The sequence below is a fragment of the Roseimicrobium sp. ORNL1 genome (assembly GCF_011044495.1).
Lineage (GTDB): Bacteria > Verrucomicrobiota > Verrucomicrobiia > Verrucomicrobiales > Verrucomicrobiaceae > Roseimicrobium.
This window is the reverse complement of record NZ_CP049143.1, coordinates 6529663-6549501: the sequence shown is the minus strand read 5'-3', so window position 1 is coordinate 6549501 and position 19839 is coordinate 6529663. Positions and strand designations below refer to the sequence as shown.

Below are 19839 nucleotides of genomic sequence, written 5' to 3'. Positions count from 1 at the left end.
GTCTCTTGCGATTTGCCTGCTTCCTCATGGCGACGCTGCTTGCGCTTGGCGGGGGCCTGCCTGCGGCAAATGACACCTGGCTTGGGAACATTTCAGCCAATTGGAACGACACCAATTGGACGGGTGGGAATAATCCACCGGCACTCAGTGGGGACTCGCTGCTCTTTGGCGTAGCGGGTTCAGCAGGTGCGGTGCTGAACAATGACTTCACCTCTCTCAGTGTCACCGGCATCACCTTCAATGCAGGCGCGGATGCTTTTGTTATCAATGGCAATGCGGTCTCCGTCGTGAGCATTACGAACAGCAGCAGCAACCAGCAGATCTTCAACACCGGCATCAATCTGGCCAATGCCGACACGTTCACCTCTTCCGCAGGTGGTGGAAATCTGGTGTTCAATGGAGTCATCTCCAACACGGTGGCGCATTCACTGGTGGTCAACGGCGGCGGTACCGTCGCGCTGAATGGTGACAACACGTATGGCGCGGGCCTGACCACCACGCTCAACGGCGCCACCACCCTGGTGCTCGGCCATGATCATGCTCTGGGAAATTCCACGCTGCTGCTCAGCAGCACGGGAGGCGCGGGCACCGTCACCGCGAGTGCCACGCGCACCATCACCAATGGCATTCGGTTGAACAACACCGGTGTTACCGGCATCATCGGTGGTTCCAATGCCATCACGTTTAGCGGCGCCGTGGGGGTGAGTTCCGCTGCCAGCGGTACCCTCACGGTCAACAATACTGCGACCACCACGTTCTCCGGCAATGTGCTGGGATCCGCTGGTCAGACCTACGCACTTACGGTGAACGGTACGGGAAATGTAAACGTCAGCGGGACCATCTCCAACGGCACTGCAGGTACCGTCAGCCTTGTGTATTCGGGCTCGGGCAAGATGACACTCGGAGGCGCGAACACCTACAGCGGCAATACGACCCTGAGTGGCGGCCAGTTGAACCTCAATAACGGAGGTGCCGGCGGAACGAGTTCCTCGCTCGGGACTGGCACGCTGGTGATCAGTGGTGCAAGCACGATCGATAACACCAGTGGCAGCGCCGTGACTCTGAGTACGAATAACGCGATCACGCTCACCAACAACACGCTGACCTTCGGAGGCAGCAATGATCTGAGTTTCGGCAGTGGCGCCGTGAACTGGCAGAGCAACAACCAGACAGTCATCCTCAATGGCTCCGCGAGCACCCTCGCATTCGGTGGTGTGATGACCAACAACCAGAATTCCAGCAATGAATCCTTCGTGGTGAATGGCGTGGGCAACACCTTGAGCATCGGAGGATTCACCTCGACCAACTTTGCCAGTGGTAAGAACCTGCTTCTCTCCGGTTCGGGGAACGTAACTTTCACAGGACAAATCAGCAACGGCACGGCTGCCAGTGTGGCGGTGAGTTACACAGGCACAGGCACGCTGTCGCTTCTCGGTGCCAGCACCTACACAGGAAACACGACACTGGGGAGCACAGCTTCTGTGGTGGTTGGAAACAAGGCGGCCTTTGGCATCGGTGGCACGATCTTGTGGAATGGCGCGAGCCTCTCCGCCAATACCAATCTGACTGGCAGCAATGCGATTGCCAACAACGTCACGTTGGGAGCCACGACGAACACGGTGACCGGCAGCAACAGTCTTGAGCTTGCTGGCGCTGTCACCACCGGAGCGTCGAACCGTACCCTCACGAACAACATCGCGACCGGAACCTTCACGCTTTCCAACACTGTCACGGTGGGAAGCGGCACGGGCAGCTACGTTCTTACGATCAATGGGAGTGGCAACACAGTCATCAGCGGCGACATCGTCAGTGGCACCACGGGGACGGTTGGGTTGACTTACAATGGCACGGGGTCACTCACTCTCTCGGGAGAGAACTCTTACACTGGCACGACGTTACTCTCCGGTGGGAGTTTGGTCCTCGATTTCTCCAACGTAGCGGCAGGCACGGGTGTCATCAGTGGCTCCAGTTCCCTCTTGCTGGGCACCTCGCGGACGGCGACCTCCCAAACGCTGACCTTGCAGGGGAAAGACGGCATGGCTGATGTGCAATCCTTTGCTGGGCTGAACTTCAGCGCATCAGGTGCCCAGGGAGGTGGGGCGACGCACATCAATCTCAGCACCTCCGGTGTGGGAGGCAGCATGACCTTGAATCTTGGCGCGTTCCTGGCCACGACACGCGACATCAGTGCCACCGTGGATATCACCATGCCCACGGGCACCTTCGTCACCACCACCGCTACCGTGGGTGCAGACAAGCTGCTGCAGAACAACATCACCGTGAATGGAAATGATTTCGCCACGGTTGATGGTGCTGGCAACATCGTGGGACTCAGCACGGTCGCCGGCGGCTACGCCTCCATCGCGAGTGGGGCCACGGCACTGACGGCCGCGAAGGCTAATGACATCGCTGCTGGCAACGTGAGCACCAATACGGTGACCGTCGCTTCCTTGCGCTTCAATGATGGCTCGGCCGACAGCACCCTGACGATCAATGCGACCAGGACGCTCACGGTGGCGAGTACCAACTTTGCCGGTGCGATTCTCGTGACAGCCAATGTCGGCAATCACCTGGTCAAGATCACCGGAGGAACACTTTCAGGCATCAACAGCCGTGACCTCACGCTGATCCAGAACAACACCAGTGGGCTGTTGCAAATCGACTCTGTCATTGCCGATAACGGAGCCAATCTCGCGCTCACCAAGAGCGGGCTGGGCACGGCACTCCTCACGGCGGTGAACACCTACTCAAACTCCACCTATATCAACGAAGGCACGCTCATCGCTGCCGGTGCTTCCAACGCGCTTGGCACGGGCGCGGGCACGGGAAGCCCCACCAACCTGATCTCCATCGCGAGGGGCGCGGCTCTGCAGTTGGGCAACAACGATGCGGGTGGCACGCTGGCAGCGACCCAGACCATCACCAACAATGGTGCGGTCAATTTCAACCGCAGCGACACCGCGCTGGCTTTTTCCAATGTCATTTCGGGGGCAGGGAATGTTTCTCAGATTGGCACTGGAACGGTGGCGCTGACTGGTCTGAACACCTACACGGGAACTACCACCGTCACGTCCGGCAATCTTCAGGTGGGCAGCAGTTTGGTGGGCCAGACCGGCACGGGAGCTACGCTGGTGAATGGGAGCAGCGCCGTACTCTCGGGTACGGGCACCGTGCAGGGTGCTGCTACCGTGATACTGGGCTCCCTTCGTCCTGGCGACAATGGAGGCGCTTCCATCGGCACTTTGAAATTCGCCAGCGGTCTGACCTTTGCGCCTCCTACCTCGGTCACGATTGCCAACCTGACGCTGGGTTCGAGCAGTGGCGTGGGTGACAAGATCGATATCACCGGAGGGCTCAGCCTCAATGGCAACAGCAACATCGCCGTGACCTTTGGGTCGGGGTATACGATCCAGGCGGGGGATACCTGGACGCTGCTGGACTGGACCGGGGCCTTTGGCGCGAATGGCTTCAGCACGGGCACCAATCTTCGGACGGGTGGAGAGTCTGCGCTCTTTGAAGGGAACCTCGACCTGCCCGACCTCAGTGCCCTCGCGGGATACGCCGGTCATACCTGGGAAATCTCGAGCCTGTCAGATGGTGGCGCGCTTACTATCTCCATTGCTGGTGCTGTGCCTGAGCCAAGCCGCGCGGTTCTGCTTTGGGTGGGTTGTACTTGCCTCATGTGGAGGCGTAGGCGGAGTGGGTGGGTGCGGGCGGGGGTGGTGGTGCGTGGGGAGGAATAGCCGCAAAAGAACGCAGAGAACGCAAAAGGGATACTGAGGTGAGGCGGTGGGTGAGTTTGGGTGCAGGGTGTTCAACGCAGAGACACAGAGACGCAGAGGGAACTTCGGAGACTGAGATGGCTGCGAATGGCGATTTGAGGCTTGTCGCTTTTCAGGAGCAGAGTACGACCCGTCCCATGAGAAGCTGCACTTCTGCCGTCGGTGTATTTGTATTTCTCCGAAGTTCCTCTGCGTCTCTGTGTCTCTGTGTTGAATCCAGTGCACTTTGCCACACCCAGCATCCTTCAGCCGGCATACACCGAGGATCGGGAATCACAGAGGCAATGCCACCTCATCCCAGCAGCCAACCCTTTGTGTTCTTTGCGTTCTTTTGCGGCCATTCCTTCCTGCGTTCCATTCCCCCTGACATGATCCTGACCGCCGAGGCTCGGCGGACTACTTTCCTTTCCTGGCAAAGAAAAAGGCACCGGTCGCCCGGTGCCTTTCCCACTGTGAATTGTTTCGTTGCTTACTGAGAGAGAGCTTACGGATTCTCGCTGTTGGCCGTGATGGCCTCTGCGGGAGGAGGAGTCTCACCGAGGCTGATGAACTTCAGCACCTTCGCGCCGGGTTCGCACAGCACTCTTACGGAGTCGCCTTCCTTCACGTCACCACGCAGGAGATGTTCAGCGAGGGGGTCCTCAATGTTCTTCTCCACGGCGCGGCGCATGGGGCGCGCACCGTACTGCGGGTCGTAGCCTTCCGTCATCAACAACTCGCGGGCGCTCTCTTCAAGAGTAAGCGTGATGCGCTTGTTCTTGAGGCGCACCAGCACCTTGTTGACTTCGAGGTCCACGATGCGGTTGAGGTCTTCCTTCTCCAGCATGCGGAAGCACACGATGTCATCCAGGCGGTTGATGAACTCAGGCTTGAAGAACTTCTTCGCGGCCTCCATCACCTTGGACTTCATGCCCGCGTGGTCGGCAGCGTCCTGCACCATGGCGCCGAACCCAAGTGAGGTCTGGCGTTTGATGGTGTCGGCACCGACGTTCGAGGTCAGGATGACGATAGTGTTCCGGAAGTCGATCTTGCGGCCGAAGTTGTCCGTGATCTGGCCTTCCTCCAGGATCTGGAGGAGCAGATGCATCACGTCCGGGTGCGCCTTTTCCACTTCGTCGAAGAGGACCACGCTGTACGGACGGCGGCGGACCGCCTCGGAGAGCTGACCGCCCTCTTCATAGCCCACGTATCCGGGAGGTGCGCCGATGAGGCGGCTCGCGGTGTGCTTCTCCATGTACTCGCTCATGTCCAGTTGGATGAGCGCTTCAGAAGAACCGAACATGAACTCGGCGAGATTCTTCGCGAGGAAGGTCTTGCCCACGCCCGTGGGGCCCAGGAAGATGAAGGAGCCAATCGGCCGCTTCGGATCCTTGAGGTCGGCACGGCTGCGACGGAGGGCCTTGCTGATGGCGACCACGGCCTCGTCCTGGCCGATGATGCGCTTCTTCAGCTCGTCTTCCATCTTCAGCAGCTTCTCGGCCTCGGCCTGCTCCATGCGCTGGAGCGGGACGCCGGTCCACTTGCTGACCACGGCCATGATGTCTTCTTCGCTCACATCCACGGTGCGTTCCGTGCTGTTGGCGCGCCAGGCTTCCAGGACGTCGTCATACTTCTTCTTCGCGTTCTTTTCAGAGTCGCGCAGAGTCGCAGCCTTCTCGAAATCCTGATCCTTGATGGCGACTTCCTTCTCGGCGCGGATCGATTCGATCTCAGCCTCGATGACCTTCAGCTCAGGCGGACGCGTCATCGCGGAGATGCGGGCTTTGGCGCCGGCTTCGTCCATGATGTCGATCGCCTTGTCAGGCAGGAAACGGGAGGGCAGGTAGCGGCTGCTGAGGTTCACCGCGGCTTCGAGAGCCTTCGGTGCATAGCGGGCCTTGTGGTGGGACTCGTACTTGCCCTTCAGGCCATGAAGAATCTTGATGGCATCCTCCACGCTGGGCTCGTCCACCTTCACCTGCTGGAAGCGGCGCTCGAGAGCGGCATCCTTCTCGATGTACTTGCGGTACTCGTTCAGGGTGGTCGCACCCACGCACTGCATCTCTCCGCGGGAGAGGGCGGGCTTCAGGATGTTGCTCGCGTCCATGGCGCCTTCCGCGCCGCCGGCACCCACGATGGTGTGCAGCTCGTCGAGAAAGAGAATCACGTTCTTGGTGCGACGGATTTCGTCCATCACCGCCTTGATGCGTTCTTCGAACTGGCCACGGTACTTCGTGCCTGCGACCATGAGGGCGAGGTCGAGCACAATGACCTTCTTGTCCCGGAGGATTTCAGGGATGTTCCCAGCGGCGATTTCCTGGGCCAGGCCTTCCACGATGGCGGTCTTGCCCACACCGGCTTCACCGATGAGCACAGGATTGTTCTTCGTACGGCGGCACAGGATCTGGATGACGCGCTCGATTTCGCTGGCGCGTCCGATGACCGGATCGAGTTCGCCTTTGATAGCCAGCTCGGTGAGGTCGCGACCGAAGGCCTTGAGGGCCGGGGTCTTGCTTTCCTTCTTGGAGCCGCCGGAGGACGGGGCGCTTTCGCCACCACCGCTGCCGCCTTCTTCCTCTTCTTCCTCGCTGCCGCCAAGATTGGGGTCGAGTTCCTTGAGGATTTCGTTGCGGGCCTTTTCGAGATTCACGTCGAGCTGGCGCAGCACCTGGGCGGCCACGCCCTCACCTTCGCGCAGCAGGCCGAGCAACAGGTGCTCGGTGCCCACGTAGGAGTGGTTCAGCGCCTTGGCCTCTTTGGAGGCGAGGGCGAGGACCTTCTTCACGCGCGGGGTGTATGGGATATTGCCGACCATTTTGGTGTCGGGTCCACCGCTGGTCTGCTGCTCCACCTGCAGGCGTACGGAGTCAAGGTCCACGCCCAGTTTGGTGAGGACATTGACGGCCACGCCCTGGCCAAGCTTGATCAGACCAAGGAGAAGATGTTCGGTGCCCACATAGTTGTGGTTGAACCGATCTGCCTCCTTGCGGGCGAGTGCCAGCACCTGCTGGGCACGTGGGGTGAAATTATTCATCATCGGAGTCAGGGGATGGTGCGGACGAGTCCGCACTTTGGTCATTATCAATAGATACGTTAAGAGGCTCAGGAACGGATTGCAAGACGCGCCGGGTGATTTCCGCCCGCCGTATGTCCCGGTCTTCTGGTGAAAGGTCACGGCCCGCCGCCAGCTGCAAATGCGCCGGCTGGATGGCCAGGAGAAGCATGTCCACCAGGCCGCGGTCGCAGCCGGTGATGAGGTCCATGTCCGCACCGAGGCGCAGCATGGAAAGGTGGTTCAGTGCTTCCTTGGAATTCAGGATATGAGAAAAACGCAGCGTCGCATACGCGCGGCCCACCTGGTCGCGCAGCATGGTGGGGCTCTCGTGCAGCAGCTTGTCCCGCGCACTCACCTCCGCCTGCACGATGTGCTCGGCCACGCCTTCGATGCGATTGATGAGCTCCACCTCGGTCTCGCCCAGTGTGTGCTGGTTGGAGACCTGGAAGAGATTGCCCAGGGCTTCCGTGCCCTCGCCGTACAGGCCGCGCACGGCCAGGCCGATCTTGCTCACCGCATTCATCACCTGCTTGATCTGCTCGGTAAGGACGAGCGCGGGCAGGTGCAGCATCACGGAGGCACGCATGCCGGTGCCCACATTCGTGGGGCAGGCCGTCAGGTAGCCCAGGCGCTGGTCAAAGGCATAATGCAAGTGAGCCTCCAGCTCCGTGTCCACACGGTTCACGATTTCATAGGCCAGGCGCAGGTCCAATCCGGGGCGGATGCCCTGCATGCGGAAGTGGTCCTCCTCATTGATCATGATGGAGGTGCTCTGCTTCCGGTCGATGACCACCGCGCAACCCGTGGAGCGGGCGGCGTGCTCGCGGCTCACGAGGTGCCGCTCCACCAGGACCTGTTTCCGGGTCTTGGTGAGGTTGGTGTATTCCTCGTTGAATCCTTCTTTCATCTCGGGAAGGGCGGCCACTACGGGGCGCACTTCGTTCATCAAATCCACCCGCTGCCGCTCCGAGGACCAGCCCGGGAAGGACCAGTTTCGCAGGTTGCGTGCCAGCCGGATACGGGAGGTCATCACCACATCCGAGTGGGGACCGGTTCCCTGCATCCAGTCAGCGGGGTTTTTGAGGAGGGTGGAGAAGCGCATGGGCATCAATCTTGCTTACGATTAGGAAATCAAGAATGGCTTTGAGGTTCAAAGGAAATTGTGAAGATCTGGCGCAGCAAGGTCAATGGTTCTGCTGGGAAATTAAGGGTTAAGAAATACAGCCCCCGGGCCAGCCGCTGGCATGCCAGTTTGCGATTCCACTGGCATACCAGTCGGCCAGCATGAAGCGCTATGTGCATCGGGGAGGGGAGTCGGGAGTGGCGGCCTATGATACCGGACCGAGATCCATCACGATCCAGTTCACAGACGGCAAGATCTATCGCTACACCTATGCCAAGCCGGGCGCCCATCATGTGGAGGCCATGAAAGAGCTCGCTGTAGAGGGGAAAGGGCTGGCGACCTACATCAATCAGCACATCCGTGGAGAGTACACGGCCCGGCTAAAGTGAGCTGAATTGGCTCATTTTGCGGCGCGGAAGCGCTGGATTGTCCCGAAGTGATTGGTGTCGACAAAAGGGCGCTAGTTGGGTAGAACGGCGCTCTCCATATGCACACGGGCGGGTTGGTGGTGATCCCGTGTTGCGCCTGACAAACTCGTTTTCCCATGAAGTTTTCTCCATTTCTCGCCGCAATCCTTTTGGGCACCCTGTGCAGTTGCTCCTCGCTGCCGGAGAACACGGTGACCCTCGACCAGTATAAGGCGTGGGAACACGGCACGCCTCTCAAGGCTCGAGAATTCCTCATCACGGCACGCCTTGAGAAGGAGAATGGCGAGATGACTGAATTCCCCTCCATAAGGGCGAAGGTGGGACAGGTGGTGGTGGTCAGTGCCGGCCGTGAGTTCATCTACCCCACCGAATTCGACCTGCCGGAGACGCGGCTTGAAGAGGGGCAAGGAGACGGCAGCAAAGGCGGCGCCTTTCCTGTGACGCCCACCACGCCGACGGTATTTGCCACGCGCGACGTGGGCGAGGTTTTGAAGATTTCTGCGAAGCCAAAAGGCCCCTTCGTGGAGTTTCGAGGTTCTCTGGCGACAACCACCGCAGACCTGAGCAGTCGCAGTAGCGCGGAGGCAGTCTCACCCATCAGTGATGCCAAAAAGCAGTGCCTCCTCACGGAAAACAAGGTGTTGCAGCCTGAGTTCAAGACCACGGAAAGCATGATCTACTCCGCCGGTCTCCCCTCCAGCGAGCACCGCATCGCGCTGCAAAACGGCAAGAGCACGCTGGTGGTGAAGTGCGAGGTGGTGCGGTAGGATCAAGAAACCCGTGGTGAGAAGGCCGCTGGTTCGCCGCTGCTTGCATCACGTCGGGGAAATGGTAGCCTTTCTGTATGGCGACGATTGCCGAAGTTGAGGCCCTTGCACTGGACCTCCCAGAAAAACAAAGAGCTCTGCTTGCAGCTCATTTGTTGGATTCCTTGCCTTCAATTCTCGAAGATGAGGATGAAGGAGTCGCGGAGGCGATTCGACGCGATGCGGAGCTTGATGCGGATCCGAGCCGTGGTATTTCGCTGGAGGAACTTGATCGCAAAATCGCGGCACGGAGACGTTGATGCAGCTTGTGCTTCATCCGAAGGTTTATTCGGATATTGACAAGATCATGGCTCATTATGAGCGTGTCGCTGGAAGCGAACTGGCGGACGAGTTCTATGAGGAACTACGAGCCTTCATGGTCAAGGCAGCCGGTGAGCCGGAATCCTATTCCCTTCGGATTCGCGACATACGGCGCGTAAACTTGCAGAAGTTTCCCTACAATTTTCTCTTTCGGATTGTGGGTGACGACATTCGGATCCTTGTGGTGCGTCACCACCGGCGGCGTCCCAATTTTGGTACGCGCCGACGGTGAGATCCTCCCGTCAGCTATTCTCCTCCTCCAGCATCCTCCTCACCGCCCCCATAGGCACGTCCACAAAGCTGGGGCGGTAGCTGATTTCATAGCCGATTTCGTAGACGGCTTTTTCAATCATGTACATGCGGAGCATGAGGCGGGTGTCCTTCTCCTCGGGTGGCAGGAAGGCGGCACCTCCGGCGGTCTTGAAATAGCAGCGGAGGAATTCATTGCTCACATACTCCACCCAGGTGCGTGCATGCGACGCCAGGAAGCGGGCATCGTCTTCGCGTTCCTGCTTCAGCGCGGTGGAGGCAGCGTAGTCAAAGGAGCGCAGCATGCCTGCCACATCGCGCAGCGGTGAGCGCTTCAGGCGGCGCTCACCCATGGAGAGACTTGGTTCACCTTCGAAGTCGATGACCACAAATTCCTTCCCGGTGTTCAGCACCTGCCCAAGGTGGTAGTCGCCATGCGTGCGTGTCTTCAGCGCGGAGATCTTGTACTCCAGGAACTGGGAGAGCGCATTCAGAAGTTTCTCCTTGGAATTGATAATGAACTTCGCGTCGCCCTGCACGTGCTCGGGCAATTCGTTGCAGCACATCTGCATCTTACGCAGCACACGGCCCGCAGCGCCGCGCATGGCTTGGTAGAGCGAGCGCTGGTAGAGCATGCTGAAGGGCTCCGGTGCGAAGTCGGGTGACGTTTCCCCAAGTGCCAGCAGCGCGAGATGCATGCGTGCGGTCATGGTGCCGAGCTGACCAGCACGAGCCGGGAAGACGCCGCCGATCAAATCATCTGTGGTGGCCTGCGATGACGTGGCGCGTGCCTCCAGCACACGGTCGAAGTAGCGCATCACGGCATCCAGCGCGAAGGCCCAGCCATCGCCCTGATTTTGGATGTAGTTGCCGAGCATCCCCACGGCACCCTCGCCGCCATTCTCCTGCAGTTTCAACGAACCGAGGAAGGCCGGTACCTGCTCGAAGCCGACCTCTTGCAGTTTCTGCGTCATCTCCAGGTCGGGGTGGATGCCGGCCTCGTACTTGCGGAAGAATTTCAGGAAGAGTTTCTCTCCGTAGACGATGGAAGTGTTCGACTGTTCCACACTCACCACACGCGTTTGCGTGGTGGCTTCGTCCAGGGTGGAACTATCCAGGGTTCCATTGGCACCGATGATGCACACATCGCCTTTCGCTTTGCCCTTCGATGATTTCGCGATCGCATCGAGCAGCGAGAGGCGGTAGGACGCGAGATGGAAGGCGTCGGCCAGGATCTCGCCGGATTTGAACTTCGCGAGCACCGCCGTAGGCAGGTTCTCCAGCATCTGGCGCGCCTCTTCTCCGCTGGTGATGGAAAGTGGCATGAGATAGCGCTCTGGCAGGCCCTCGGTGTAGCTGACCTCCACCACCAGCAGGCGCACCTCCGGCACATCAGTGGGCACGAGGTGGACGACTTTCATCTCCCGCACCACGCGTCCTTTTCCTCCGAACCAGCGGCACAGAGGCAGGTATCCCGGCAGCAGTTCCCGCTCGATTTCCTTCCTGAGCGCGGTTCCCCATTCCGGTTCCTCATCAAACTCCGGCGCAATCCACGAAGCTTCGCCGGCAATGGACGCCAGCGATGGCTTTAGCGTGAACCACAGGCAGCCGTGCGGCCCAAGGGTGAAGGGAGTAAGTGTCTGGCGGATCTCTGGAAACAGAGTGTGACCAAACATCTCCTCCGGCACCAACCCCGCGAACTGGGAGAGATTCACTTCCACGTACTGCGTGAAGCGCGAGAGGTTCGCCACGATGAGTACAATCTCATCTTCATGCCTGCGGATGAAGGCTAGGATCTTCGCGTTGTCCGGATGCAGGAACTCAAGGTTCCCATGGGAGAACGCCTTGGACTGGCGGCGCACGCCGAGCACGCGGCGCATCCACCAGAAGAGCGAGGACAAGTTACCCTGCTGATTCTCCACATTCACCGACTCGTAGTGATACTCAGGGTCGATGATGACAGGCAGGAAGAGTTGCTGCGGATTTGCCTTGGAGAATCCCGCGTTGCGATCCGCGTTCCACTGCATGGGTGTGCGCACGCCATTGCGGTCCCCGAGGTAGAAGTTGTCGCCCATGCCGATTTCATCGCCGTAGTAGATCACCGGCGTGCCGGGCAGCGAGAGCAGCAGGGAATTGATCAGTTCGATCTTGCGCCGGTTGTTCCCCAGCAGCGGGGCGAGGCGGCGGCGGATGCCGAGGTTGATGCGGGCGCGTGGGTCCTTCGCGTACACACGATACATGTAGTCACGCTCTTCATCCGTCACCATTTCCAGCGTGAGCTCATCATGGTTGCGCAGGAAGATGGCCCACTGGCAATTGTCCGCGATGGCCGGCGTCTGGTCCATGATGTCGATGATGGGGAAGCGATCCTCCATCTGCAGCGACATGAACATGCGAGGCATCAGCGGGAAGTGGAATTCCATGTGGCATTCGTCTCCCTTGCCGAAATACGCCACGGCATCCTCCGGCCACTGGTTTGCCTCCGCGAGCAGCATGCGTCCGGGGAATTTGGTGTCCACATGCTTGCGTAGCTTCCGCAAGAACTCATGCGTCTCGGGCAGGTTCTCGCAGTTGGTGCCTTCGCGCTCGTAGAGATACGGCACCGCATCGAGGCGCACGCCATCCACTCCCATTTCGAGCCAGAAGTCGATCACCTTGAAGAGTTCGTCGTGCACCGCCGTGTTGTCGAAGTTCAGGTCCGGCTGGTGGGAGTAGAAGCGGTGCCAGAAGTACTGCTTCGCCACGGGATCCCATGTCCAGTTCGAGGTCTCGAAATCCTTGAAGATGATGCGCGCCTCCTTGTACTTGCGCGGATCATCAGACCACACATAGAAATCACGTTCCGGTGATCCCGCGGGAGCCTTGCGTGCGCGCTGGAACCACGCGTTTTGATCGGAGGTGTGGTTCAGCACCAGCTCCGTGATGATTTTCAGGTCGCGTTTGTGAGCTTCCTCCAGAAGCTGATGGAAGTCCTCCAGCGTGCCGTAGGTGGGATTGATCGCGAAGTAGTCGGAGATGTCATAGCCATCATCCCGCAGCGGCGAGGGATAGAAAGGCAGCAGCCAGATGGCAGTCACGCCCAGATCCGCGAGATAGTCGAGCCGGCTGATGAGCCCGCGAAAATCGCCGAGCCCGTCCCCATCGCTGTCCTGGAAGGTCTTGATGTGCAGTTCGTAGATGACGGCGTCCTTGAACCAGAGTGGATCATTCATGTGGCGGGGCGGGTGGAAAGCGGTTGAACGCGGAAAGGGGGTGCAGCGCGATTAAGGATGTGCAGTGAGGGATGGCACGTGTCCCCGTTGCGTAAAAGTCGATGTGACAACGAACGATGGAAGGAATATCGAAACACGATTCCCTGCAAGCGAAGCCCGGTTTTGGGTGGGAAGTGCAGGTGCATGGGGAGAGTACTGCGCTTGACGCCGTCTGCTTGAAGTTCGCAGAGCCCGCCGGGGTTGGCTGCATGAAACACCCGGTTCTTACCGGACCCGGCTACATCACAGGTGCATGAAGCCAGCCCTCCTCGCCACCTACCGTCTGCAGTTTCATCAGGGTTTCACATTTCGGGATGCCCTGGCACTGGTGCCGTACCTGCATGCGCTGGGCGTGAGCCACGTGTATGCTTCCCCGTTGTTTCGCGCGAGCCCCGGCAGCCTGCATGGCTACGACGTGGCGGACCACAATGCACTCAACCCGGAGATTGGCACGCGGGAGGAGTATGACGCGCTGGTCGCAGAACTGCACCGCAACGGTATGGGTCTCATTGTGGATTTCGTGCCCAATCACATGGGCATCAGTGATCCCAACAATGAGTGGTGGATGAATGTGCTGGAGAATGGCCCGGCATCCCCCTATGCCGACTACTTCGATGTGGAGTGGCATCCGCTCAAACCCGCACTGGAGAACAAGGTGCTGCTGCCTATTCTAGGCGATCAATATGGGCGGGTGCTCGAACGAGGGGAACTGCGGCTGAAGTTTGAAGACGGGACCTTTTCACTGGAGTGCCCGGGTGCTGTGCTGCCCATCGCGGCGCGCACTTCCCGACCTTTGCTGCATCGCGCTGCCGAGATCCTTGGCGAGGCTGAGGCCCCGGATGAACTGCGCAGCATCATCACGGCGCTTGAGAACCTGCCCTCCCGTGCCCAGACGGAGCCTGCGAAGCTCGCTGAGCGCACGCGGGAGAAGCGCATCATTCGCGAGAGGCTTGCACGCCTGTGCGAAACGGATGCCGTGGTGAAGAATGCCATCCAGTCGGCGGTGGAGGAGTGGCAGGATGGACATGACCCGAAGAACCTGGACCGTCTCGATGCGCTCATCTCGGAGCAGCCCTACCGGCTCAGCTACTGGCGTGTGGCTGCGGAGGAGATCAACTACCGGCGGTTCTTTGATGTGAATTCGCTGGCTGCCATTCGCGTGGAACTGCCGGAGGTCTTTGATTCCACGCACCGGCTGCTGCTGGAGCTCTTCGCGGACGGCAGCCTCGACGGTGTACGCATCGATCACATCGACGGCCTGGCGCGTCCGGCGCAATACCTGGAGACGTTGCGCCAGAAAATCACCGAGGCCACTGGCGGGAAGACGCCAGGCTGGGTGTTCGTGGAGAAGATTCTCGGCGCGGGCGAGAAGCTGCGCGCAGGCTGGCAGACAGACGGCACCACGGGCTATGAATTCGCCATCCAGGTCATGAATGCGCTGGTGGATCGCACAGGTGAACGAAGGCTCACGCAGTGTTACGAGAAGTTCCTCGGGGACCACATGGATTACCGGGAGATCGTCTGCCAGAGCAAGCGCCTCATCATGCAGCTCACCATGGCGAGCGAGGTGAACGTGCTCGGCATGATGCTCAGTCGCCTCGCGGAGAGCCACCGGTGGTACCGGGATTTCACCGTGAACGCGCTCACCACGGCCATCCGCGAGGTGATTGCCAGCTTTCCGGTGTATCGCTCGTACATCGATCCCGAGAGTCCGGTGCAGGATGCGGATGCCACCGTCATCTCACAAGCCATTGCGCAGGCGCGCCGGAGGAATCCGGCGCTGGAGCGGTCGGTGTTTGAGTTCATCCGCATCGTTCTGCTGCCTCTTGCGGAGAGTACCCATCCACTGGATGAAGAAGTGCGCCGTGACTTTGTCGTGAAGTTCCAGCAGTGCACCGGACCCATCATGGCCAAGGGCGTGGAGGACACGGCCTTCTATGTGTACAACCGCCTCGTCGCCCTGAATGAAGTGGGCGGGAATCCGGGCATCTTCGAGGCGCCATTGGAGTCCTTCCACAAGCAGTGCACCGCGCGGCAGGCTGAGTGGCCGGGAAATCTTCTCGCCACCTCCACGCATGATACGAAGAGGTCAGAGGACGTGCGGGCGCGCATTCTTGCCCTGAGCGAGATGCCCGTGGAGTGGTCCCACGCCGTGCGCAAGTGGCATACGGTCAATCGCAAGCACCAGGAAACGCTGGATGGCATGATGGCGCCTGATGCCAATGAGGAATACTTCCTCTACCAGACCCTCCTGGGCTCCTGGCCACTGCATCCCATGAGTGATGAAGAGCGCGCCGACTATGTGAAGCGCCTCCAGGAGTACATGATCAAGTCCCTGCATGAGGCGAAGGTCAACAGCAGCTGGATTGACCCCAACGAAGCCTGGGACAAGGCCGTGGCGGCATTCGTTGAGCGCATCCTTGCACCGGGTTCCAAGAACCGCTTCCCTTCCTTGTTTGAGCCGATGGCGGCAGAGATTGCGCAACTCGGCGCGGTGAATTCACTCTCCCAGGCCGTGCTCAAACTCACGACTCCCGGGGTGCCGGATTTTTATCAGGGCACGGAGCTGTGGGACTTCAGCCTCGTGGATCCGGACAATCGCCGACCGGTGGACTATGCCGTCCGGCAACAAGCCCTCGGCGCGCTCGCCGGCGTCTCTCCCAGCGACCTACTGGCAAGCTGGCGGGACGGTCGCATCAAGCTCTTCGTGAGCCAACAGCTCCTGCAACTGCGGCGCTTACATTCCACCCTCTTCACGACAGGGACCTATGAGTCCCTAAGTGCCCAAGGGACGCATGCGGACCGCTGCCTCGCCTTCCATCGTGCGACCCCAGAGGTGGAAATGGTGGTAGCGGTGCCGCGCACGACCCGGGTCCTGGGCTTCCCACCCGTGGGCCCCTGCTGGAAAGACACGACGCTCAGCCTGCCACAGGTGCCTTCTTCCGGGGGGTGGAGGGACGTTTTCACGGGACGGGAGCATGCCACCGAGGCGGGTTCCCTCCCTCTGGCGGACCTCTTCGCCGACTTGCCTTTTGCGGTGCTGGTGCCGGGCGGGGAGGCTCGCTAGACGGGGCATCTGGCGCGTGGCCCGCGTTGACGCTTGCGCAGGGGCCACTCACCGTGGAGCATCCCTGTCTTCATGTCCCGCCTGTTCCGAGCCGCCTCCCTGCTTCTTTTTGCCGCCTTCCTTGCCTCGTGTGATTCCAGCGAGCCGGGGAAGATTTCTTTGGATGACTACGAGGGCCCCGAGGGCGAGGCCGTCGTGCGCTACGTCATCAAGACCCTTCCTCCGTTGCAGCCGGAAGCCTCCAAGGTCTACACCGTGGTCAAAGGGGTGAAGCTCAAGAGCACCAGCACCGACTTTACCCGTCGCATGGATGACCTGAAGCTCACCTTCATCCACGGCGACGTGCTCACCATGCGTGAGCCTGACAAGATCATCATCGATCCCCGGAGTGGCCTTTCGCCGGTGACGATTCAGATTGCGGAACTCAAGCGCGGTAGCGGTGATTCCTTCCAGGCGATTGCCGGCTGGGCGTACAAGACGCAGTACGAAAGGCACCGGTACAAGCTGACCAAGACCGCCAGTGGCTATGACGTGGAGCACGTCGAACGCCTCGAGGGCAACTACGTGAATGATCCCGAGCTGAAGAAGCCCTGACCGACCGATGGCGCTCCCACGCTTCACCAAAGTCCTTCATCCACGTCTTGCCCAGCTTTGCTGTGCCGTTTCCTGTTCATTTGCCTTTTCCGGCTGCGCCATCCGGGACACCTGGGGCAAGGGGCGCAAGGAAGGTGATCTCACCGCGCATGAGCAGTCCGTGCCGGGCAAGTGGTCTGGCGCTCCGAAGATACCGGCCAAGGCCGCAACAGGTTGGCTGGGGGACTTTGGCAGTGGAGAGCTGACGCGACTGGTGGATGAAGCCATTGCCCGGAACCCGGACCTGCGCGCGACGGGGGCCCGGGTGTCGCAGGCACGCGCCCAGGTGCGCATCGCCGGTGCGGATCTCTGGCCGCAGGTCGCGACGGACTTCAATGGACGCCGCAACCAGAGCGCCAGCGGCCAGCGGTTCGTGGGCGTGGGGCAGAGGAGCAATCGCTTCGAACTTGGTCTCGATGTGAGCTGGGAGGTGGACTTCTGGGGCCGCATCAAGGATCAGCGTGGCGCTGCTGTGGCCGATGCTGAAGCTGCCGCCGAAGACCTCCATGCCGCGAAACTTTCCCTGGCGGCGAATGTCGTGAAGGCCGCCGTGACGTTGGTCGAGTCCAAGGAACAGGTGCGGCTCGCGGACGAGAACGTGAAGACCCGCCGCACGCATTTGCAGATCGTCGAGCGGCAACTGGAGCGTGGTCTGGACTCGGATCGCGCTGCGCTGGATGTGAGCCTGAGCCGCGCGGACCTCGCCCGTGCGGAGGAGTCTCTCGCCCTTCGCAAACGCGCCTCTGATGAAGCACGGCGTCTGCTCGAGGTGCTTCTGGGTGCTTATCCAGGAGGGAAGGAGCCGGGCCTGTCAGCGCTCCCCACGGTGAAGCGCGCCGTGCCTGCCGGTCTGCCTTCCGAAGTGTTGCTGCGCCGCCCGGATATCCGCGCCGCGGAGCGCCGTCTGGAGTCTTCCCTGCGTGAGGAGAGCGCCGCGAAGAAGGCCTTCCTTCCCAGCTTCAATCTCACCGGAGGCACCGGCCTCAGCACGGAGGATCTCAGCTTCCTCTTTGATCAAGGCTCGGTGATTTGGACCGTTGCGGGGAATGTCGCGCAGCAGGTGTTCCAGGGAGGCCGCATCAAGGCCAATGTGGATCTTGCCCGCGCGCGTTATGACGAGGTACTGGCGCTCTATGCCAGCACCGCCACCACTGCCTTCAAGGAGGTGGAATCGGCCCTGTCGGCAGAGGCTTACCTTCTGGAGCAGGAAGCCGCGCTGGAGCGCGCCTCCACGGAGGCAGCCCGCTCGGTGCAGCTTGCCACCGGTCAGTATGAGCGTGGTTTGGTGGATATACTGACTCTGCTCGATGCCCAGCAACGTGTCTTCGATGCACGCAGCGCCCTCGCCGTCGTCAGGGCGCAGCGCCTGCGCAATCGCGCCGACCTCCACCTCGCATTGGGCGGAGACTTTTGAGGCAACTTCACCCCTCTACGGCGGTTCTTTCCTCCGTCCAATTTCCCTCGCATGCTGTCTCATTGTGTGAGACGCTTGGTGTCCCGGCTCGCCCCCGCTCATTTCATTCGCACCCTGCATGATTCGCTTCCTGCGTGTCATCCTTCCCATTGTCATCCTGGCCGTTTCCGGCGCGGGCACATGGCGGCTGCTTGTGACTCGCCCGGAGACCAAGATGCAGGAGGTGCGCCCGGTGCTGGTGCAGGTGGAGGGCACCCGGCTCAAGAGGACTTCCTACCCCGTGATCGTCACCTCACAGGGCATGGTCCAGCCGCGCACCCAGACCACGCTGTTGCCTGAAGTCTCGGCAAAGATCGTGGAGACGAGTGCCAACTTCAAACCGGGTGGCTTTTTCGAAAAGGGTGAGGTGCTGATGAAACTCGACCCCGTGGACTATGAGACCGCCGTGGTCGTGGCACAAGCGGCGGTGGCCCAGGCGGAGTCCGTCCTCGCCGAGGAGTTGGCCAAGGCCGAGCAGGCGCTGGAAAACTGGAAGGCGCTGGGCCGCACGGGTGAACCGAACGCACTGGTCACGCGCAAACCCCACGTGGCCAAAGCGAATGCCGATGTCGCGTCAGCAAAGGCCCAGGTCCTGAAGGCCGAGCGTGACCTCGAGCGCACCACCATCCGCGCGCCCTTCGCCGGGCAGGTGCTGGAACAGCTCGTGGACGTAGGCCAGCTCGTCACCACAGGCACGCAACTCGCCAAGGTATTCGCCGTCGACTACGTGGAGATCCGCCTGCCCCTGCCGGAGCGAGGCATGCGGTTCCTCTCACTGCCGGAGAACTATCGCGATGGCTCAGAGACTCCCGCGACCTCTCACGCTGAGGTCCGCCTCAATGCTGTGGTGAATGGCAAACTCGCTTCGTGGAAGGGACGCATCGTCCGTGTGGAAGGCGCCATGGACGCCAGCACCCGCCAGATCATTGCCGTGGCCCAGGTAGACGACCCGTATGCCAAGCGTAGCGATGGCCTCCCTCCACTCAAGGTGGGCCAGTTCGTGGAAGCGGAGATCACCGGCGAAACCTTGAAGGAAGTCTATGTGATTCCTCGCAGCGCCGTGCGCGCAGGAAATGAAATCATCCTCATCTCCCCCAAGAACACGTTGCGCCGCATGATTGTGGAGCCGCTCGTGAGTGATGAGAAACGAATCATCATCGCCGCCAATGCTCCGAAGGCCCCCAAGGAAGGGGACGTTCTCTGTCTCACGCCCATTCCCTTCCCCGCCGATGGCGCACGCGTGGACCCGGTGATCGATGGCAAGACCGAAGCCGTCGGCATGGCCAAGTCCGACTCCACCGCGACCAAGCCGCCAGTACCAGCGGCGAAAGGTGGGCCGTCGTAGGGTGTGGGAGCCAAGAGGCCGACGTTGTAGGGCGGCAGGGTAGGATGATGTGTCCCGGCGTGGCGCACTTCGACGCAAAGCAGGCAGAGACGCACAGGCACTTTGCTCGTGCCTTTGAGAGAGGCAGTGGATCAAGGAGTGGGGACATTCCTGTCCCCATGGAAGCACGAACTACACCTTCAAACTCTCAACAGCTCCCTTCGTGTAAACGAGGCGACTGCTTCGCAGGGAGCGGCACTAGCCTAGTGCCGTCATATACAGCGTCGCCACGCGAGCAGCTTGGAAACGTCCTTACAGCTTCGAAGAGAAAGGCTCCGCACCTTATTTGCCCACCGCCGGCACTAGGC

Annotated in this window: 12 protein-coding genes; 9 read left to right on the top strand and 3 right to left on the bottom strand. The window is 60.6% G+C overall.

Going from position 1 to position 19839, the window contains the following annotated elements:
• Positions 1-26: 26 nt before the first annotated feature.
• Entirely contained in the window at positions 27-3743 is a 3717-nt protein-coding gene (locus G5S37_RS26320) for an autotransporter-associated beta strand repeat-containing protein (protein WP_165208236.1), read from the top strand.
• Between the two features lie 523 nt (positions 3744-4266).
• Here G5S37_RS26320 and G5S37_RS26315 read toward each other — a convergent pair.
• Together G5S37_RS26315 and G5S37_RS26310 are read right to left on the bottom strand one after the other, a co-directional pair.
• The gene (locus G5S37_RS26315) at positions 4267-6795 is read right to left on the bottom strand and encodes an ATP-dependent Clp protease ATP-binding subunit (protein ID WP_165211888.1); all 2529 of its coding nucleotides are present in this window, start codon (positions 6793-6795) and stop codon (positions 4267-4269) included.
• On the bottom strand, positions 6788-7918 hold the full coding sequence (locus G5S37_RS26310; RefSeq protein WP_165208234.1) for a protein arginine kinase: 1131 nt from the start codon (positions 7916-7918) through the stop codon (positions 6788-6790). Before G5S37_RS26310 ends, G5S37_RS26315 begins: the two co-directional genes overlap by 8 nt.
• Before the next feature lie 182 nt (positions 7919-8100).
• On the opposite strand from G5S37_RS26310, the gene G5S37_RS26305 reads away from it, so the two are divergent.
• The 4 genes from G5S37_RS26305 to G5S37_RS26290 all read left to right on the top strand — a co-directional run bounded on the left by G5S37_RS26305 (position 8101) and on the right by G5S37_RS26290 (position 9726).
• Positions 8101-8328, top strand: a complete 228-nt coding sequence (locus G5S37_RS26305) for a KTSC domain-containing protein (RefSeq protein ID WP_165208232.1) — start codon at positions 8101-8103, stop codon at positions 8326-8328.
• Between the two features lie 155 nt (positions 8329-8483).
• The gene (locus tag G5S37_RS26300) at positions 8484-9134 is read left to right on the top strand and encodes a hypothetical protein (RefSeq protein ID WP_165208230.1); all 651 of its coding nucleotides are present in this window, start codon (positions 8484-8486) and stop codon (positions 9132-9134) included.
• A 77-nt stretch (positions 9135-9211) separates the two neighbouring features.
• Positions 9212-9433 (top strand): addiction module protein, encoded by a 222-nt coding sequence (locus G5S37_RS26295; protein WP_165208228.1) that lies wholly within the window; start codon positions 9212-9214, stop codon positions 9431-9433.
• Positions 9433-9726 (top strand): type II toxin-antitoxin system RelE/ParE family toxin, encoded by a 294-nt coding sequence (locus G5S37_RS26290; protein ID WP_165208226.1) that lies wholly within the window; start codon positions 9433-9435, stop codon positions 9724-9726. Before G5S37_RS26295 ends, G5S37_RS26290 begins: the two co-directional genes overlap by 1 nt.
• Positions 9727-9736: 10 nt before the next feature.
• Here G5S37_RS26290 and treS read toward each other — a convergent pair whose 3' ends face one another.
• Positions 9737-12955, bottom strand: coding sequence for a maltose alpha-D-glucosyltransferase (treS, locus tag G5S37_RS26285; protein WP_165208224.1), 3219 nt, complete (start codon positions 12953-12955; stop codon positions 9737-9739).
• Positions 12956-13247: 292 nt separating this feature from the next.
• Here treS and treY point away from each other — a divergent pair, with 292 nt between their 5' ends.
• The 4 genes from treY (at position 13248) to G5S37_RS26265 (ending at position 19492) form a co-directional block, all read left to right on the top strand.
• Positions 13248-16061, top strand: a complete 2814-nt coding sequence (treY, locus tag G5S37_RS26280; RefSeq protein WP_165208222.1) for a malto-oligosyltrehalose synthase — start codon at positions 13248-13250, stop codon at positions 16059-16061.
• A gap of 72 nt (positions 16062-16133) precedes the next feature.
• Entirely contained in the window at positions 16134-16655 is a 522-nt protein-coding gene (locus G5S37_RS26275; protein ID WP_165208220.1) for a hypothetical protein, read from the top strand.
• A 7-nt stretch (positions 16656-16662) separates the two neighbouring features.
• Positions 16663-18108, top strand: a complete 1446-nt coding sequence (locus G5S37_RS26270) for an efflux transporter outer membrane subunit (RefSeq protein ID WP_165208218.1) — start codon at positions 16663-16665, stop codon at positions 18106-18108.
• Positions 18109-18226: 118 nt separating this feature from the next.
• On the top strand, positions 18227-19492 hold the full coding sequence (locus G5S37_RS26265) for an efflux RND transporter periplasmic adaptor subunit (protein ID WP_165208216.1): 1266 nt from the start codon (positions 18227-18229) through the stop codon (positions 19490-19492).
• The last annotated feature ends 347 nt before the right edge of the window (positions 19493-19839 follow it).